Origin of the sequence: Mesorhizobium sp. M0140, assembly GCF_040322475.1 — a bacterium.
Classification (GTDB): domain Bacteria; phylum Pseudomonadota; class Alphaproteobacteria; order Rhizobiales; family Rhizobiaceae; genus Mesorhizobium.
Window position 1 is genome coordinate 66,919 of record NZ_JAMYTM010000021.1, and the last position, 17,611, is coordinate 84,529.

Annotated in this window: 14 protein-coding genes; 8 read left to right on the forward strand and 6 right to left on the reverse strand. The window is 63.1% G+C overall.

Annotation, left to right across the window (positions count from 1 at the left end; genetic code table 11):
- The 3 genes from ctaD to NKJ37_RS20900 all read right to left on the reverse strand — a co-directional run bounded on the left by ctaD (position 1) and on the right by NKJ37_RS20900 (position 4,891).
- Positions 1-2,529 carry a cytochrome c oxidase subunit I gene (gene ctaD, locus NKJ37_RS20890; RefSeq protein ID WP_352774880.1) on the reverse strand — a complete coding sequence of 843 codons (2,529 nt, stop codon included), beginning with the start codon at positions 2,527-2,529 and terminating at the stop codon, positions 1-3.
- A complete protein-coding gene (coxB, locus tag NKJ37_RS20895; RefSeq protein ID WP_245486038.1) occupies positions 2,526-3,503 on the reverse strand; it encodes a cytochrome c oxidase subunit II in 978 nt (325 codons plus the stop codon). The genes ctaD and coxB overlap by 4 nt, the downstream gene beginning before the upstream one ends.
- Positions 3,504-3,922: 419 nt before the next feature.
- Positions 3,923-4,891, reverse strand: a complete 969-nt coding sequence (locus NKJ37_RS20900) for a LysR family transcriptional regulator (RefSeq protein ID WP_128302557.1) — start codon at positions 4,889-4,891, stop codon at positions 3,923-3,925.
- 131 nt (positions 4,892-5,022) lie between these two features.
- Here NKJ37_RS20900 and NKJ37_RS20905 point away from each other — a divergent pair, with 131 nt between their 5' ends.
- The 8 genes from NKJ37_RS20905 to NKJ37_RS20940 all read left to right on the forward strand — a co-directional run bounded on the left by NKJ37_RS20905 (position 5,023) and on the right by NKJ37_RS20940 (position 14,119).
- Positions 5,023-6,456 (forward strand): amidase, encoded by a 1,434-nt coding sequence (locus NKJ37_RS20905; protein ID WP_352628407.1) that lies wholly within the window; start codon positions 5,023-5,025, stop codon positions 6,454-6,456.
- A gap of 53 nt (positions 6,457-6,509) precedes the next feature.
- Positions 6,510-7,808, forward strand: a complete 1,299-nt coding sequence (locus NKJ37_RS20910; RefSeq protein WP_352628405.1) for an ABC transporter substrate-binding protein — start codon at positions 6,510-6,512, stop codon at positions 7,806-7,808.
- A 70-nt stretch (positions 7,809-7,878) separates the two neighbouring features.
- Positions 7,879-8,703 carry an ABC transporter ATP-binding protein gene (locus NKJ37_RS20915; RefSeq protein WP_031212363.1) on the forward strand — a complete coding sequence of 275 codons (825 nt, stop codon included), beginning with the start codon at positions 7,879-7,881 and terminating at the stop codon, positions 8,701-8,703.
- Positions 8,700-9,428, forward strand: coding sequence for an ABC transporter ATP-binding protein (locus tag NKJ37_RS20920; protein ID WP_352628403.1), 729 nt, complete (start codon positions 8,700-8,702; stop codon positions 9,426-9,428). Before NKJ37_RS20915 ends, NKJ37_RS20920 begins: the two co-directional genes overlap by 4 nt.
- A 4-nt stretch (positions 9,429-9,432) precedes the next feature.
- The gene (locus NKJ37_RS20925) at positions 9,433-10,320 is read left to right on the forward strand and encodes a branched-chain amino acid ABC transporter permease (protein ID WP_128302560.1); all 888 of its coding nucleotides are present in this window, start codon (positions 9,433-9,435) and stop codon (positions 10,318-10,320) included.
- Between the two features lie 26 nt (positions 10,321-10,346).
- The gene (locus tag NKJ37_RS20930) at positions 10,347-11,414 is read left to right on the forward strand and encodes a branched-chain amino acid ABC transporter permease (RefSeq protein ID WP_352628400.1); all 1,068 of its coding nucleotides are present in this window, start codon (positions 10,347-10,349) and stop codon (positions 11,412-11,414) included.
- 10 nt (positions 11,415-11,424) lie between these two features.
- The gene (locus tag NKJ37_RS20935; RefSeq protein ID WP_352628398.1) at positions 11,425-13,008 is read left to right on the forward strand and encodes a GMC family oxidoreductase; all 1,584 of its coding nucleotides are present in this window, start codon (positions 11,425-11,427) and stop codon (positions 13,006-13,008) included.
- 10 nt (positions 13,009-13,018) lie between these two features.
- Complete coding sequence (locus NKJ37_RS20940; RefSeq protein ID WP_023809007.1) at positions 13,019-14,119, forward strand: histone deacetylase-like amidohydrolase; 1,101 nt, start codon at positions 13,019-13,021, stop codon at positions 14,117-14,119.
- 522 nt (positions 14,120-14,641) lie between these two features.
- Here the strand turns inward: NKJ37_RS20940 and guaA are convergent.
- The 3 genes from guaA to NKJ37_RS20955 form a co-directional block, all read right to left on the reverse strand.
- Positions 14,642-16,204, reverse strand: a complete 1,563-nt coding sequence (guaA, locus tag NKJ37_RS20945) for a glutamine-hydrolyzing GMP synthase (RefSeq protein WP_023809008.1) — start codon at positions 16,202-16,204, stop codon at positions 14,642-14,644.
- Positions 16,205-16,259: 55 nt separating this feature from the next.
- Positions 16,260-16,928, reverse strand: coding sequence for a 5'-methylthioadenosine/S-adenosylhomocysteine nucleosidase (locus NKJ37_RS20950; RefSeq protein WP_352610060.1), 669 nt, complete (start codon positions 16,926-16,928; stop codon positions 16,260-16,262).
- 141 nt (positions 16,929-17,069) lie between these two features.
- Positions 17,070-17,528: a PaaI family thioesterase gene (locus NKJ37_RS20955; protein ID WP_352610059.1), complete on the reverse strand. Its 459-nt coding sequence runs from the start codon at positions 17,526-17,528 to the stop codon at positions 17,070-17,072.
- Positions 17,529-17,611 lie beyond the last annotated feature (83 nt).

A 17,611-nucleotide genomic window follows, 5' to 3' on the forward strand; every position in this document is an offset into this window, starting at 1 on the left:
TCACATCGCTTCAGGGAAAAGGCCGATGACGGCGAAGGTGATGACAGCGGTGATCGCCATAAAATGCCAGTAGAGCGCGACGTTGTGCAGTTCCATGTCGTGCTCCCGCGTCAGGCGACCGGCGAAGCTGCGCGCGAGGCAATAGAGCTGCATGACGGATCCGACCGCGGCATGAGCAAGCGCCCAGATGACGAGAATCCAGACGATCGCCGGATAGACATGCGCGGTCGGCTGCATGTCATGCTGCCAAGGTCCGGCAAAACCGGCTGCAGAGGCAGCAAGCGTCAGCAGAAACGCGGCAACAAGCGCAACGCGTGCGCCGTCGATCCACCCGCTTGCGTTCAGTCGGCGCGCACCAAGCATCGCGACCCATGCGGCGACGAAGAGAGACAGCGCGATCATCGGCCACCGCATACCGGGACCCGGCTGCCCCAGAGTGAAGTCGGGATGGATGGTCCAGTAGAAGAAATAGCCGAAGATGAGGCTGGCGAAGGCAGTTCCGTCGCCAACCATCGTAATGAACATCGCCCACCAGCCAACAGAATCCGGGCCGGAGGCATAGAGCGGCAAGCGCAGTCCAAGGCCGACATCCTTGGTCTTCTTTTCCGGGGTTTCGCCGGTGCCGGTCCAGAGCCACCACAAAATGGCAGAGAGCGTGCCGATGCCCGACAATAGGGCAAGGATCCAGAGTTCGAAGGTGAGCGCGACGAAGACGCCGCCGAGCAATGCGGCCGAGATTATTGTGATCGTGGTTGATGTCGCCACGCGCTGGCACTGCAGCGGATGGGCGTCGAGCACCGAGGTGATGAGCGTCTCGCGGCGATTCTCCTTGGCACTGCGAAGATAATAGGCGCCCTCATTGACCTTTTGCATCAGATCCGCCTGGTCCCAAAGCGGATACCGGCTCTCGATGATCGGAATGGATCGAACGCCCCAGTTCTCCTCGGGCTCGTTCAGCCATTCGAGCGTGCCCGCCTTCCACGGATTCTGCTCGCTGCGAGGTTCGCGATGCTTCGGCCGTACAACATCGAAGACAACCACCAGCACCCCTGCCGCGAAAACATAGGCGCCGATCGTGGAGATGAGATTCAGCCAGTCCCAACCGATCCCCTCGGGGTAGGTGAAGACGCGGCGCGGCATCCCGCGCAGGCCGCTGAGATGCATCGGAAAGAAGGCGACGTTGAAGCCGGCAAACATCAGCCAGAAGGCGGTGCGCCCGAGACGGGGCGAGAGCATCCGCGCATTGATCAGCGGATGGTAATAGTAAACGCCGGCGACCAGCGGGAACAGCATTCCACCGATCAGCACGTAATGCAGATGTGCGACGATAAAATAGGTATCGTGCGCCTGCCAGTCGAACGGCACGAGCGCGACCATCACGCCGGTCAGCCCGCCGATGACGAAGATAGCGAGCCCGCCGGCGCCAAACAGCATCGGCACCGAGAAGATGACACGTCCGGCCAGCATGGTGGCGATGAAGACGAAGATCTGCACGCCGGTTGGAATCGCGACCGCTTCCGAGGCGGCCGAGAAGAATGCCAGCGAAATCTGCGGCAGGCCGGTCGCGAACATGTGGTGGACCCAGAGACCGAACGATAGGAAGCCCGTGCCGACAGCGGCAAGCACGATCCAGGAATAGCCGACGATCGGACGTTGCGAAAAGGTTGGCACGATCATCGCCATCAGCGCGATGGCGGGCAAGAAGATGATGTAGACCTCGGGGTGCCCGAAGATCCAGAACAGGTGTTGCCACAGCAGTGGGTCGCCGCCCCGCGTCGGGTCGAAGAACGGCCAGTCGAACATGCGCTGCATCTCAAACAGGATGTCGCCGGCGATCAGCGGCGGAAAAGCGAATAGGATCATGCCCGCGACGATCAGCAGGTACCAGGCGAACAGTGGCATTAGGTTGATGCGCATGCCCGGCGCGCGGCACTTCATGATGCCGACGATCAGTTCGACCGCCGCAGCAATGGAGGCGACTTCGATAAAGGAGAGGCCCAGCAGCCAGATGTCGGCACCAATGCCGGAATATGCCTTGTCAGTGGCAAGAGGCGGATACATGAACCAGCCTGAAGAGGGAGCGGCGTCGAAGAAGATCGAACCGCAAACGAAGACACCGCCGATCAGAAAGCTCCAGAAGCCGAAGGCGCCGAGACGGGGAAATGGCAGTTCACGCGCACCGAGCATTGGCGGCAGCAGAAAGATGGCGACGGCCTCGAAGATGGGCACGGCAAACAGGAACATCATCACGGTGCCGTGCAGCGTGAAGGCCTGGTTATAGAAGTCGGCAGAGAGGAAATTGTTTCCCGGAACCGCGAGTTGCGTGCGCACAAGAAGCGCCAGCACGCCGCCAAACAGCATGAAGGCAAAGGCCGCACCCCCGTACCAGAGGCCAACCTGCGTATTGTTGACCGAAGTCCAGTAACGCCAGCCGATCGGCGTCTTCCAGACGAGGCGCAGCTGTTCTTCCTCGATCTTCTCTGCGGAGGGCAAGGCGTTTCGCTTGATGCGGGCTTTGAGGGTTGTCATTCGAGCCCCTTCAGCCAAGAGGCGATTTCGGCGATGTCCTGTTGGGGCAACATGTTGAAGTCGGGCATCTTCGAACCCGGCTTGATCAAATGCGGATGGGCGATGAAGCTACGAACGGCCTCATCGTCGGTGGGCAAAACGCCGGCACCAATCGTTCCCCGCGAACCCATATGCGAGAGATCCGGGCCGACACCACCCTCAGCTTGTGTGCCCGCAACGCGGTGGCACGCGCCGCAGCCGTTGCGAAGGAATATGTCGCGTCCGGGCAAGGATGCGCCGGGCGAAGGGTTCGCCCGCACAGCCAGCCATTCCCGGAAGGCAGCGGGCTGCATGGCGACGGCCGTGAAGGTCATCAGCGCGTGCGAGGTCCCGCAATATTCCGCGCAAGGGCCGCGGTAGGTGCCAGGTTTGGTCGCCAGCAACGAGAGCCGATTCACGCGACCCGGGATCATGTCCATCTTGCCACCGAGCGCGGGAATCCAGAAGGAATGGATGACATCGGTGCTTTTCAGCAAGAACTCGACGCGCTCGCCAACCGGCAGCCTGATCTCGTTGGCGGAAAGAATAGGAACTCCGCCGTCAGCCAGGTGGTAGGCGACCCGCCACCAGAATTGCTCACCAGTCACTTCGATCCTGAGACCATTGGCTTCGCCGGCTCGTGCGAAAGGTCTCAGTCCAGGCATCAACCAAAGCGCATAGCCTAGCAAGAGAAAGAGGAGTAGCGAAGGAATGGCTGCCCCGCCCCAGAAAATCAGCCGGCTTGCAATACGCTCGTCTATGGGAGTGCGCTCATGACGTGTCGCGTGGACCAGAAGACCGATGACCGTCAGCCAGATAAAACCGCCAGCAATGGCCATGAGCCAGAAAAGGTCAGCGATCTGGCGCGCTTCCTCTCCGGCCGGATCAAGCGCCGACTGGGCTCCCGAGCAGCTGGAACAGGTTCCCAAGCATAACCACAGCGCGAGCCAGCGCACCGCAGCGAGTTTCGTAATCCGGGCGCTTGTGCTTGGAACTGTTGACGAATCTATCCCTCCAATCGATGCCCTTGCTCACAAACGCGCCCGCAACCGAGTGGTTGCGCCAAAACTTCAGTTTAGCGGCAATGGCCAGTGCTCATGCAATCTACGCGCCGGTTTCGTCATTTGTCGCGCTGGTAGGCGATTTCTTGCACTTTGCGGCGTTCGACGGCGTGCCCAAGCCGTCTCGAAAAGTGCCGTCTCCGCTCCAACCTGCGAGCAGGCGACTGAGCATTGGTGCGGGTGAAAACGTGGGCGCGCACCGAAGAGTTGTCGCCGGGCCGCCCGTCGATCTCGAACACCTCGATCAGGAACCCGCACCTCCGGCGCGGTTGCAACGCCAGTCCTGTAAATGTCCGCAACGCCAAGGGGGCGGCTCAGCCATCCTCCCTGGCGACCAGTAGAAAAGGTTCGCGCTCCGGCGTCGTCACCGAAAAGCCCGAAGGGCCCACCGCGCTGAAAAAGCGATGGAACATGTCGATGAAGACACGCACGAAGAGTGGCTTTGCCGAACCGTACATGTCGGCGACGATCAGCGTCGGTGGCGGCAGTTCATCGAGGATTGGTCTTCGAACGATCTCCTCGCCATCGGCGGTGGCGCGACCGATCGGCCGCATGTTGAGGACGGCCATGCCGAAGCCGGATGCGACGGCCGAGCGCACCGTTTCATAAGAGCGCGTGCGAAAGCGCACCTCCGGCCGTTTCGCCAGCACGTCGAACAGGGTCAGGAGATAGGTCGCCGTGTGCGGCAGGTCGAGCAGCACCAGCGGCCGTGCCGCCAGTTCCGCCAGCCAGATGCCGTCGCGCGCGGCAAGGGGATCGTCCGCATTGAGCACGGCATGCGCCGGTACCTTGCAGATGCGGGTGACGCTGTCGATACCGATTGGACCGATGTCGTAGAGAATGGCCAGATCGATCTGGCCGGCGACAAGCCGTTCCTGCAACTGGACCTGGTCGGCCTCGACAAGGTCGATCTCGACATCGCCGACGTTGTCGAGGTAGCTGCGCAGCATCTCCGGCATGAACAGCGCGCCGAACGGCTCGAAGCAGCCGATGCGCAGGACCTTCGGCACGCGCCCGTTGAGGTCTCCGATCGACCGGTTGAACTCCGTTTCCGCCGCCAGCATGATGCGGGCGGCGGCGACGAAGCGTTGGCCGGCCGGCGTGATGGAGACGCCGCGCGCCGGCCGCCTGTCGAAAATGCGCGCCCCCATCCCGGCCTCGGCCAGAGTGATCGCCGCGAGGATGGAGGATTGCGAGATGTAGAGCGATCTGGAGGCCGCCAGCACGCTGCCAAGGCGGGCGACTTCGCAGACATAGCGCAACTGCCGAATGGTCAGATTCATGGCTCTTTGTTACATTAAATAGCGAATATTCCCCACAACAATACATTTTATGGTGATGAAAAAAACCGCCAGATTGCCCGGGCTGACAAGGCTGCCGTAAGAGCGGCCATGAAGTGAGGGGTTCGAACTGCATGCCGAATGGGCTGTCTCCCATTGCCGACGCCGATGATCTATGCCGCCTGGCTGCTGCGGAGCTTAGCGCCGCCTACCGCGCTGAATCGCTGTCGCCCGTCGAGGTGACGCTGGCGGCGCTGGATCGCGCCGAAGCGATCAATCCGCTTTTCAACGCCTTCACCATGATCGACCGCAAGGGTGCGATCGAGGCCGCAGGTGCTTCCGAGAAACGATGGCGGGCAGGCGAGCCGCTGTCGGCGGCCGACGGCATACCGACGACGCTGAAGGACATCGTCTGGGTCGAGGGCTGGAGCGTGCGTTACGGCAGCAGGACGACGACTTCCGCCGCCTATGACAAGGATGCCCCCGCCGTTGCCCTGCTGCGCAGAGCCGGCGCCGTCTTCATCGGACAGACGACGACGCCCGAATTCGGCTGGAAGGCGATTACCGACAGCGGCCTCTGCGGCATCACGCGCAATCCCTGGAATGCGCAAAAGACCCCCGGCGGTTCCTCCGGCGGAGCGGCGGTGGCCGCCGCCACCGGCGCCGGCGTCTTCCATCTCGGTACCGATGGCGGGGGCTCGATCCGCATTCCGGCCTCGTTCACCGGCATCGCCGGATTGAAGCCGACCTTCGGCCGCGTGCCCGCCTATCCGTCCAGCGCGTTCGGAACCGTCGCCCATATCGGACCGATGGCGCGGACAGCACTCGATCTTTCCGTCATGGCCGGCGCCATGTCCGGCCGCGATATCAGCGACTGGCAGCAAGGCGTGGGAACGCTGGCGCCGCTTGGCCGGATCGAAGAAGTTTTGCGGGGCGCCCGGATCGGCTACTGGTCGAAGCCGCCTTCAGGAGCGCTGGATTCCGGGATCGCCGCCGTCGTCTCCCACGCCTTGACGTGTTTCGACGCCTTCGGCGCGACGGTCGAGCCGATTGACCTTCCCGGTGGCGATCTCCTCGATTTGTTCCAGCATCATTGGTTCACCGGCGCCGCGGCGCGGCTGGCGCTGGTTCCGCCGAGCGAACGGGCGGGCATCGATCCGGGCTTCCTGGAGATCGCGCAGGCTGGGGCGGCGTTCGACGTCCATACGCTCGTCGCCGCACAGTTGGAGCGCGCCGAATTCGGCGCCGCCATGGACCGGCTGCTAGACGACTATGATTTCATCGTTTCGCCGGGGGCATCGATTCCAGCCTTCGACGTTGGCCTTGAAGTGCCTCTGGGCAGCGGCCTCTCGCGATGGATCGAATGGGCGGCGTTCAGCTACCCGATCAATCTCAGCCAGCAACCGGCCTGCGTCATTCCTTGCGGCATGACCGAGGCGGGCCTGCCCGTCGGCTTCCAGATCATCGGCGCGCGCGGCGACGATGCCCGCGTGCTTTCGGCGGCAGCCGACCTGGAAGCCGCTTTCGTGCCCATGACCCACGCGTTTCGCCAGAAAGATCTGGTGTGAAAGATTTCGCATGAAGAAAAGACTCTAACCAACGCCAAAAGGGGAACTTTGCCATGATGAACAGACGTGCAATGCTGCAGGGCGTGGTCGGCGCGGGTGCGGCCGGTGCCGCGCTTCTTGCCGATATGAACACTGCGGCGATCGCCCAGGACACCAAGCCCATTCCGGTCGGCTCGGCCCTGCCGATGTCCGGCATCGCCGCCGCCGACGGCATCGAGTTCAAGAACGGTCTCGAACTTGCCGCCGAGGAGATCAATGCGGCGGGCGGCATTCTCGGCCGGCCTGTCGAGATCCACATCGAAGACACCAAGGAAATGGGCGCCGACCTCGTCAGCCAGTCGATGCAGCGCCTGATCGACCGCTTCGAGGCACCGGTCATCATCAATGGCTATAATCTCGGCACCAACATGATCGAGATGGACGTCGCCGCCGACAACGACGTCATCATGATGCACTACAACACGCTGATTTCGCACAATGAGAAGTTCAAGACCGACCCTGCCCGCTATTACAGCTCCTTCCAGGGCGATCCGCCGGAGTTCTGGTATGGACCGGGCTGCCTGAACTTCCTCAAGACGCTTGCCGCGGACAGCAAATGGAAGGCGCCCAACAAGAAGATCGCCATCATCCCGTCTGCCAACGAATATTCGATCGTCATCGCCAACGCGATCCGCGACAAGGCCGCCGAATACGGCTTCGAGGTCAGCCTGTTCGAGACCGTTCCGTTCCCGACCAACCAGTGGGGACCAACGCTGGCGAAACTCCGCCAGGACCCGCCGGCGGCGATCCTGGTCACGCACTTCCTGCCGCAGGACCTGGCGCAGTTCATGGTCCAGTTCCTCGCCGAGCCGATCAACAGCCTGATCTACATGCAGTACGGACCATCGCTGCCGGCTTTCCGCGAGATCGGCGGCGAGGCGGTCAACGGCGTCGTCTATTCGACGGTGATCGGCTGCCTGCCGGACGACTTCTCCAAGCCGTTCCGCGAGAGCTACCGGGCCAAATTCGGCCCGAACTCGGCCTACATCACGGGATCGCAGACCTATGACGGCCTGTGGATGTGGGCGCTTGCCGCGGCAATCGCCGGTGGTCCAGGCGAACCGATGGACAAGGCGCAGACCACCAAGGTGGCCAATGCGATGAAGCGCCTGGTCTATCGCGGGGTCAACGGCACCTACCGGGCCGATCCGGCCGGCCAATCGGCCTTCTGCTATCCGACGCAGGTGGCCGATCCGTCACTTGGCATGCCGCACCAGTTCCTGCAGCATCAGGATTACAAGACCGATCCGAAGCTGATCGCGCCGGCGCTCTATGCCACGGACAGCTTCATCCTGCCGCCATGGATCAAGTGACCGGACGCGGAAATGAAACCAACGACACCGGCCGGGCCCTTTGCCCGACCGGCTCCATTGGGTGAGAAATATGACTGAGGCCGCCGGTCCGATGCTGGTTTGTGACAGTGTGGTCAAACGGTTCGGCTCGCTGGCCGCCGTCGACGGCGTGTCGATGGTGGTCAATGCGGGCGAGATCGTTGGCATTGGTGGGCCAAACGGCGCCGGCAAGACAACCTTCTTCGACGTGGTGACCGGGATCACGCCGGCCAGTGGCGGCCGGGTGCATTTCGGCGACACCGACATTTCGGCGCTTCCGGCCGACCGCATCTGCCAACTCGGCATCGCCCGCACCTTCCAGCTCAATGCCGCCTTCGACAGCTTGACCGTTCGCGAAAACATCGAGATCGCCGCGTATTTCGGCCGGCAGCGGCGAAGGCTGGCCGGCTTCCGCCTCGGCGAGGATGTCCGGCAGGCAACGATCGAAGCGCTGGACTTCGTCGGGCTTGCGGCCAAGGCCGACGAGACCGTGGCGCGGCTGCCGGTGCTCGACCGCAAGCTGCTGATGATTGCCGGCGCCATCGCCACCCGGCCGAAAATGCTCTTCCTCGACGAGCCGGTGGGCGGGCTCAACGTCGCCGAGATCGACCAGATCATGGCGATGGTGCTGAAACTGCGCGACCAGGGACTGACGATCGTCCTGATCGAGCACGTCATGCGCTTTCTCCTGGCGCTCTCCAGCCGCGTGATCATCATGCACCATGGCAAGGTGATATTCGAAGGCCGGCCGGACAAGGTCGCCGAGGACCAGACCGTTGTCGAAACCTATCTCGGCCAGGGCACGCAGAAACGGCTGAAGAAATTCTTCGATGAGCAAGCCGCCATGACGAATCCGGCGGTGGGGGGAACGCCATGACGGGCGCAGCCGCAAAACCACCTGTCCTGCAACTCGACGGCATCGTCTGCGGCTATGACGGGCTCGACGTGCTCAAGGGCATTTCGCTGACCGTTCACGCCGGTGAATTCATCACCGTCGTCGGCCCGAACGGCCATGGCAAGTCGACATTGCTCAAGACCATTTCCGGCCTGGTGCCGCTGCGCGGCGGTCAGATCAGCATCGACGGCCGGCGCCTGTCCGGCAAGCCGCATGAGACGGCGATGCTGGGCGTCGCCCACGTGCCGCAGGGCGATATGCTGTTCGCGCAGATGAGCGTGCTCGAAAACCTTTTGATGGGCGGCTATCTCGCGCCGGACAAGGCCGAGATCACGCGTCGGCTGGACGAGGTCTACGCGCTTCTGCCGAAGCTTGCCGACCGTCGCAACCAGATCGCCTCGAGCCTGTCGGGCGGCGAACGGCGCATGGTCGGCATAGGCCGCGGCCTGATGATGGGCGGGCGCATCCTTTTGATCGACGAGCCGTCGCTTGGCCTCGCGCCACTGATCATCGATCAGGTCTACGACGTCATTTCGCAACTGAGCAAGGCTGGCCGCACGATCCTGCTGGTGGAGGAGAACCCGGCCCGGGTCGAGGACCTCGCCGACCGCCTGCATCTGCTCGACGACGGCGCCATCGTCTGGTCAGGCAAGCCCCCCGAACTGATGGCGCGCGACGAACTCCTCGCAACCTACCTCGGAGGCTGACGCCATGACCGACGTTCTCTTGGCCATTCTCGTCGCCGGCTTCACCTCGGGCGCGCTCTATGCGCTGGCGACGGTCGGGCTGTCGCTGGTCTGGGGTTCGATGGGCATGCTCAACATGGCCCATGCGGCGATGCTGACGCTTGGCGGCTACGTCGCCTTCACGGTGATCACCTCGCTCGGCCTGCCGGTCGCGATCGGTTTCGCCGGTGCCATCGTCGCGGGTGCTTTGGCCGGCGCCATCCTCTATTTCGCGATCGTTCGCAATCTCCTGCAGAATGACAAATCGACATTCGAAGCCAACGTCATGATCGCCACGGTCGGCATCGGCATCGCCCTCGAGAATGCCATTCTCCTGACCTATGGCGGGCAGCCGCTGAAGCAGCCGGTTTCGATCGCCGGTGCCTTACGCCTGGGGCCGCTGACGCTGCCCTGGCAGAACCTTCTGATCATCGCGGTGGTGGTCGTGATGATGGTGGTCGTCTCGGCGGCGCTCGGCCGCACGCGGATGGGCCGTGCGATCCGGGCGACGGCGCAGAACCGCGACGCGGCGCAGCTCATGGGCGTCGCCGTCAACCGCGTCTACCTGCAGGTGCTGATGCTGTCGGGCGCGCTCGCCGGCATCTGCGGCGTCATGGTCTCGTCGATGACGCAATTGTCGCCGCCACTCGGCAACGACCCGATGCTGAAGGCCTTCATCATGTGCGTGGTCGCCGGTCTCGGCAATCTGCCGGGCGCCATCGCAGCAGCACTTGGGCTGGCGTTGCTCGAATCCTTCGTTCAGTACGCCTTGGGCGCCAGGTGGGGCTTTCCATCGCTGCTGTTCGTCGTCATTGCCGTGCTGATCTGGCGGCCGTCCGGCCTTTTCGGCCACGCCGAAATCCGGCGCATGTGAGGGGCATCATGACAGAGACACGCCCCATGTCCCGTTCCTCCATGTCTCGCTCGGCCAGGACTGATCTTGCCATCAGCCTGATGCTGATCGCGGCGGCGATCGCGCTGCCGTTCCTGGTCGACAGCCGCTACATCCTTGGCCAGATCGTGCTGGCGCTGTTCTATGCGACGATCGCCTCGCAGTGGAACCTCCTGTTCGGCTTCTCGGGCATCTTCTCGCTGGCGCAAATGGCGATCTTTGCGTTCGGCGGCTATGCGACGGCGATGCTCTGCTTCTATTTCGGCTGGAACGTCTGGGCAGCACTTGTGCCGGGCGCGCTGGGCTCCGTGCTGTTCTCGCTGGTCGTCGGCCTCGCCTGCCTTCGCCTGACCGGCGTCTATGTGGCGCTGCTGACGCTGGCGATCGCCCAGACGATGTATCTGCTGATCGTCACCGACACCGAATGTTTCGTCATGGTCGGCTCCGTCTGCCGCCAGTTCACCGGCGGCGCCGTCGGCTTTGCCCGCTTCGGCGACCTCGGCACCAGGGCCTTGCTCCGGGCGCAGTGGCTGGTCGGCAATTACGCCATCATCGCGGTGCTGTTCGCGCTCACCATGGTCTTCACCTACGCGATCGTCAAAAGCCCTATCGGCCTTGCCTTCCGGGCGCTGAAGGACAATCCGGGCTATGCGGTGGCCCGCGGCGTCAACCGCTTCCAGGCGCAGCTTCTGGTGTTCGGCATCTCCGCCTTCTTCACCGGGCTGGCCGGCGGTTTCTATGCCGCGCATTTCCAGGCGATCGGCCCCGGTGTGCTGTCGATGTCGCAACTTATGTTCATCATCGCCATCGTCGTGGTCGGCGGCGTCGGCACGTTCTGGGGACCGCTGGTCGGGACGGTGGTGCTGGTGCTGGCTGACGAATTGATGCGAGAGAGCGGCGAGTTCCGCACGCTCGGGCTCGGCCTGATCATCGCCCTGTCGGTGGTGTTGATGCCCAAGGGGCTGGTCGGCCGTTTTGGTGATCTCATCGACTGGCTCGGGCGCCGTCGCGCCAGCCCCGACAGCAAGCCGGCAGCAAGCAGCATTGTGCAAAGCCCGACCCCGGCCGGAAAGTGAGAGACTGACGATGTTCGATACGATCATAGTGGGCGCCGGCTCGGCCGGCTGCGTGCTGGCAAACCGGCTCAGCGCCGATCCTGCCCGCAAGGTGCTGCTGCTGGAGGCCGGGCGCGAGGCGCCGCTCGCCTCGGATGTGCCGTCGGACTGGCCGACCATGTTCAACACGCAAGTCGACTGGGGCTACTACACCGAGCCGCAGGCCGCCTGCCGCGGCAGGCGGGTGTTCTGGCCGCGCGGCAAGATGATCGGCGGCTCCGGCGCGCTGAACGCCATGATCTATATTCGCGGCCTGCCGTCCGACTATGATGGCTGGGCGGCGATGGGCTGCCCCGGCTGGGCGTGGGCTGACGTGCTGCCGGTGTTCAAGGCCAGTGAAAGCAATGCCGAACTCGGCAACGACCCGCTGCACGGCGCCGACGGGCCGCTGCATATCGGCAATGTCGGACATGTCGATCCCAACGAGCTTGCCTGGATCGAGGCCTGCAAGGCCGCAGGCTACAAGCAGAACCGCGATTTCAACGGCGTCGAGCAGGAAGGCGTCGGCCTGTTCCAGTTCACCATCAAGAATGGCGAACGTTGGGGCACCGGCAAGGCCTATCTGCGCCCGGCGCGGGAACGACCCAACCTGACTGTGAAAACCGGTGTGCTGGCGACGGGCCTGATCGTCGAGAAGGGCCGGGTCAAGGGCATCCGCTATCTCGTCAATGGCGAACCTGAGACCGCTTTCGCCGACAGCGAGGTGGTGCTGTCCTCGGGCTCGATCGGCAGTTGCCAGCTGATGCTGCTTTCGGGCATCGGGCCGGCCGACGAACTCGCCCAGGTCGGCGTTGCTCCCGTGCACGACCTCCCGGGCGTGGGCAAGGATCTGCAGGACCACATCAACATTCCGATCACCTTCTATACCAAGGACAAGATCGGCGTCGGCGCCTGGACCGACGAGACGCTGCAGCGCGACTTCGCGGAATGGCAGACATCGCGCAGCGGTCCGCGTTCCTCACCCTGGGTGGCGGCGGGCGGCTTCGTCAAGAGCCGGCCCGATATCGAGCCGGACCTGCAGCTTTACGGCGCCATCAGCCCGCATCGCGACTATGTTCGGTTCCTTTCGTCCAGGCCCGGCATCACGCTGCACACCACGCTGCAGCGGCCAGACAGCCGCGGCGAGATTCGCCTGCGCTCGGCCAATCCAATCGAATATCCGGCGATCGATCCACGTTACTTCATCAGCGACGAGGATGGCTCGGACATTGCCACGCTGGTCGAAGGCATCCGCATCAGCCGGCGCATCGCGGCGCAGTCGCCGCTTGCCGAAATGCTCGTCGGCGAAATCACGCCGAGCGCCGAATGCGAGAGCGACGCCGAGATCGCCGACTATATACGCGGCCACTGCACGACGCTCTATCACCCGACCAGCACCTGCCGCATGGGTTCAGATGCGATGGCCGTCGTCGATCCCACGTCGATGAAGGTTCATGGGCTGGACGGGCTTTGCATCGCCGATGCCTCGGTCTTTCCGAAAATGGTGTCGGGCAACACCAACGCGCCGACGATCATGATCGCCGAACGCGCCGCGTCAATGATCCTGGCGGGCTAGGAAACAAAACATGACGACAGGCTGGAATTTCCACGAACTCTATCTCTGGCACGAGACCGGCAATGCCGCGCAGTTCTTTCAGCCGAGCCTGACCATCGAGCCCGGCGAGCATGCGGAGAATGCCGACACGAAACGCCGATTCCGCAATCTGATGGAGGTTTCGGGCCTGACCGAGAAACTGTATAAGATCGCCTCCGTCGCGGTGAGCGAGGATGACCTCGCCCTGTTTCACGACCGCGACTACATCAGCCGTATCAAGCTGCTCAGTGATGGGCGCGGCGGCGATGCGAGCTATCTCACCCCCTTCGGCCATGGCAGCTACGAAATCGCCTGTCTGGCCGCCGGCGGCACGGCAGCGGTGATGGATGCGGTGTTGAGCGGCGATGCCGACAATGGCTATGCGCTGGTACGACCGCCCGGCCATCATGCCGAGCGCGGGCAAGGCATGGGCTTTTGCCTGTTCGGCAACGTTCCGGTCGCTATCCTGAAGAACCGGGCCAAACATGGCTTCGAGCGGGTCGCCAGCGTCGACTGGGATGTTCATCACGGCAACGGCACCCAGTCCGCCTTCTATTCGGACCCGTCGGTACTGACCATCTCGATCCATCAGGACGGTCTTTATCCGGATGACAGCGGTCTTCACAAGGAACGCGGCGAGGGCAAGGGCGAAGGCTACAACATCAATGTACCGCTGCCGGCCGGCTGCGGCCACGGCGCTTACATGTCCGTCTTCGAACGCGTCGTGCTACCGGCGCTCAATCGCTACAAGCCTGATCTCATCGTCGTGCCGTCGGGCTTCGACGCCTCGGCGGCCGATCCGCTGGGGCGCATGATGCTGCATAGCGGTAGCTACCGCGACATGACGCGGATGCTGATGCAGGCGGCGGACGACCTCTGCGGCGGGCGCCTGATGATGTCGCATGAGGGCGGCTATTCGGCCTCCTACGTTCCCTATTGCGGCCTGGCGGTGATGGAGCAACTGTCCGGCATCAGGACGCATATCGACGACCCGTTCCTGCCGGTCTTCGAAAGCTATGCCGGCCAACCCTTGCAGCCACATCAGGCGGCCGCTGTTTCCAGGGCGGAGGAACTTTTGGGCGGCATCGCCTAGAATTCTGATTGCGGTCAGCCAATGAGGCGATCTCAAGACACACCGGCGCCCAATCTCACAAATGCGGACTTGCGCTGACGGTAGGACGTGCGGCTGATGCATGTCGCCCAAAAGTGGCCCCGGTTTGGGACAACGACATGCATGAAAACAAAGACTTAAAGCGCGTCGCATGAATCCGTTTCAACGCGACGCGCTTTAAAGTACTGTTCGCGCCGAAACGTCACCGGGAAAGCCATTTATTTCAAATGGTTGACCTACAAAAAGCGTCAGGCCGAGAAACGGGTGACGGTCCTTTCTCGGACGTTGATTCACGTACGAAAAGTACCGTCAAAAGTACCGCCAGATTGATCTGCTGCCCTTCACACGCAACGAAGCCCTCGTTTGCACGGGGCCAGAAAAATCAGTGACTTAGACAGTCGGAGACTTCAGTTGATGATGCAGCATCGATAGTGAATGAGATAAACCGCAAATCGTTGCTTTTTCTGCGAAAAACTACGCCGGAGCAGTCCAGACTACTAACTCCTACTCCCACTCGATTGTTCCCGGCGGCTTCGACGTCACGTCGTAGACGACGCGGTTGATGCCGCGGACTTCGTTGATGATGCGGGTGGCGGCGGCGCCGAGGAAGGCCATGTCGTAGTGGTAGAAATCCGCCGTCATGCCGTCGACCGAGGTGACGGCACGCAGCGCGCAGACGAACTCGTAGGTGCGGCCATCGCCCATCACGCCGACCGTCTGCACCGGCAACAGCACGGCGAAGGCCTGCCAGATGGCGTCGTAGAGGCCGGCCTTGCGGATCTCGTCGAGATAGATGGCGTCGGCCTCGCGCAGGATCTCCAGCTTTTCGCGGGTGATGCCGCCGGGGCAACGGATGGCAAGACCCGGGCCTGGAAACGGGTGCCGGCCGATGAAGCTTTCGGGCAGGCCAAGCTCCTTGCCCAGCGCCCTGACCTCATCCTTGAACAGTTCGCGCAGCGGCTCGACAAGCTGCATGTTCATGCGCGCGGGCAGGCCGCCGACATTGTGGTGCGACTTGATCGTCACTGACGGGCCGCCGGTGAAGGAGACGCTTTCAATGACGTCGGGATAGAGCGTGCCCTGCGCCAGGAATTCGGCGCCGCCGAGTTTCTTGGCCTCTTCCTCGAACACCTCGATGAACAGCCGGCCGATGGTCTTGCGTTTTTTCTCCGGGTCCGACTCGCCCTCGAGGGCGTCGATGAAACGGTCCGACGCGTTCACCAGAATGAGCGGTAAATTGTAGTGTTCGCGGAACATCGCCACCACGCCCGCGGCCTCGTCCTTGCGCATCAGGCCGTGGTCGACAAGGATGCAGGTCAGCTGGTCGCCGACCGCTTCGTGGATCAACAGCGCCGCAACGGAGGAATCGACGCCGCCCGACAGCGCGCAGATGACCTTGCCCTTGCCGACCTGCTTGCGGATCGTCTCGACCGCGTGCTCGCGGTAGGCGCGCATGGTCCAGTCGCCCTCGATGCCGGCGATGTTGTGGACGAAATTCCTGAGCAGCCGGGCGCCGTCGGGCGTATGCACCACCTCGGGATGGAACATGATGCCGTACATCTTGCGCTCGATGTTGCCGAAGATGGCGAAGGGCGAGCCTTCCGACTTGCCGAACACTTCGAAGCCCTTGGGCAAGGAGATGACGCGGTCGCCATGGCTCATCCACACCTGGTGGCGCTGGCCGGGTGCCCACAGGCCCTCGAACAGCGGGCTGTCCTTTTGGATCTCGACGAAGGCGCGGCCGAACTCGCGATGATCGGAGCTTTCGGCAACGCCGCCCATCTGCACGCACATGGCCATCTGGCCGTAACAGATGCCAAGCACCGGCACGCCGGAATCGAAGACGATCTGCGGCGCGCGCGGGCTGCCGATATCGCCGGTCGAAGCCGGACCGCCGGACAGAATGACGGCCTTCGGATTGATGCGCTTGAATGCCGCTTCGGCCGACTGGAATGGCACGATCTCGGAAAACACGCCGGCCTCGCGGATGCGGCGGGCGATGAGCTGGGTGAACTGGCTGCCGAAATCGACAATCAGGACGGTGTCGGGATGATTGGCTGTTTTCATGGCGAGCGTTTAGAGAAAGAAACGAGTCGGCGCAATGGGTTGCGTAGCCCGACTTTCAGGCTGGTCTGGCATCTTCATGGGATGGTTCCGTCCGAAGGGCGCCGTCGCCGATTGCCTGTTCAAGCCGCATGACGGCGTCCGCCAGCTTCTCGTCGATGACTTCAAGATATTCGGTCCAGTCGCCGACATGCCGCAGATCGGCCGCCCCGTCGGAAATGCCGCGCAGACCGATCAGCGGAATGTCGAACAGTTGACAGGCGCGCAGGCAGGCGAAGGTCTCCATGTCGACCATGTCGGCGCTAACAGCATCATAGGCCGCACCGGTGATGATCGCTGCGCCGGTCGACAGGGTCGCCTGCCTGATCTCCGGTATCTTGAAGGGCAATGGCACGGTTACCGGCAGGTCGAGGAAGGGTGTCGCACCCTTTTCGAAGCCGAGCGGCGAAGCGTCGATGTCACGGTAGCTGACCGAAACCGCCTGGTAGATCTCCGTCTGCTCCAGCGTCCGACTGCCGGCTGAGCCGAGCGAAACAACGAGATCCGGCAGTGCCTTTTGCGATTTCAGCCAGGAGAGTTCCGCACCCAGCCTGACGCCGGCCTCGACGGGACCGACACCGGTCATCAACGGCGTGAACAACTGCTTGAGGTGCGGGCCGTATTCGGCCTGCGCCGCCATGACGAAGAGGACGTCCTTGCCCGACAGGCGCGACACTTTACCGGTCATGATGATTTGCTCCTCTCCGCCGGATCATCTGCTTATCTGCACCGCCGCTCGCCGGGACCCGCTGCCTCCGGCAGCTCCCGGCGTTCGTGGCCTTCCATCGTGCCACCGGCACGATGGATTCGCCTGCGGCGAACCGGCCACTCACCCTTCTATGCCATCACGCCCGACCACGGTCATCATGGTGCCGGTCATGGTGGCGATCAGCTTGGCCTCGCCGTCGGCGGCGAAGGCGTAGGCTTGGCCGTCGGCGACGATGATGGTGCGGCCCGGCTTGGTCACCGAGCCGCGAAACAGGAAGCGCTCGCCCCTGCCCGGCGCCAGGAGGTTGACCTTGAACTCGATGGTCAGCACGCCGGAATTTTCCGGCATCAGCGAAAAGGCGGCATAGCCGCAGGCCGAGTCCAGCGCCGTCGAAATGACGCCGGCATGGAGGAAGCCGTGCTGCTGGGTGAGTGCCACCGAATAGGGCATCTCGATCTCGATGATGCCGGGCGTCACCAGCGTCAGTTCGGCGCCGATCGTGGCCATCGCCTTCTGGCGCGCGAAGGAGGTCCTGACGCGATCCTCATAGTCCGGGGCGGGTACGATCTTTGCTGCCATTGCCGCTGCCTTCCTCTACGCGGATAAGCTTATTGCAGAGGCATGGACGGCAGGCAAATGCTTTTGCTGCACTGCACAATCGA

Bases quoted from the DNA above. Each gene is read 5' to 3' on its own strand.
- NKJ37_RS20925 (WP_128302560.1), top strand. From the start codon at position 9,433: ATGACCGACGTTCTCTTGGCCATTCTCGTCGCCGGCTTCACCTCGGGC.
- guaA (WP_023809008.1), bottom strand. From the start codon at position 16,204: ATGAAAACAGCCAATCATCCCGACACCGTCCTGATTGTCGATTTCGGC.
- NKJ37_RS20905 (WP_352628407.1), top strand. From the start codon at position 5,023: ATGCCGAATGGGCTGTCTCCCATTGCCGACGCCGATGATCTATGCCGC.
- NKJ37_RS20955 (WP_352610059.1), bottom strand. From the start codon at position 17,528: ATGGCAGCAAAGATCGTACCCGCCCCGGACTATGAGGATCGCGTCAGG.
- NKJ37_RS20910 (WP_352628405.1), top strand. From the start codon at position 6,510: ATGATGAACAGACGTGCAATGCTGCAGGGCGTGGTCGGCGCGGGTGCG.
- ctaD (WP_352774880.1), bottom strand. From the start codon at position 2,529: ATGACAACCCTCAAAGCCCGCATCAAGCGAAACGCCTTGCCCTCCGCA.
- NKJ37_RS20950 (WP_352610060.1), bottom strand. From the start codon at position 16,928: ATGACCGGTAAAGTGTCGCGCCTGTCGGGCAAGGACGTCCTCTTCGTC.
- NKJ37_RS20920 (WP_352628403.1), top strand. From the start codon at position 8,700: ATGACGGGCGCAGCCGCAAAACCACCTGTCCTGCAACTCGACGGCATC.
- NKJ37_RS20930 (WP_352628400.1), top strand. From the start codon at position 10,347: ATGTCCCGTTCCTCCATGTCTCGCTCGGCCAGGACTGATCTTGCCATC.
- NKJ37_RS20915 (WP_031212363.1), top strand. From the start codon at position 7,879: ATGACTGAGGCCGCCGGTCCGATGCTGGTTTGTGACAGTGTGGTCAAA.
- NKJ37_RS20935 (WP_352628398.1), top strand. From the start codon at position 11,425: ATGTTCGATACGATCATAGTGGGCGCCGGCTCGGCCGGCTGCGTGCTG.
- NKJ37_RS20900 (WP_128302557.1), bottom strand. From the start codon at position 4,891: ATGAATCTGACCATTCGGCAGTTGCGCTATGTCTGCGAAGTCGCCCGC.
- NKJ37_RS20940 (WP_023809007.1), top strand. From the start codon at position 13,019: ATGACGACAGGCTGGAATTTCCACGAACTCTATCTCTGGCACGAGACC.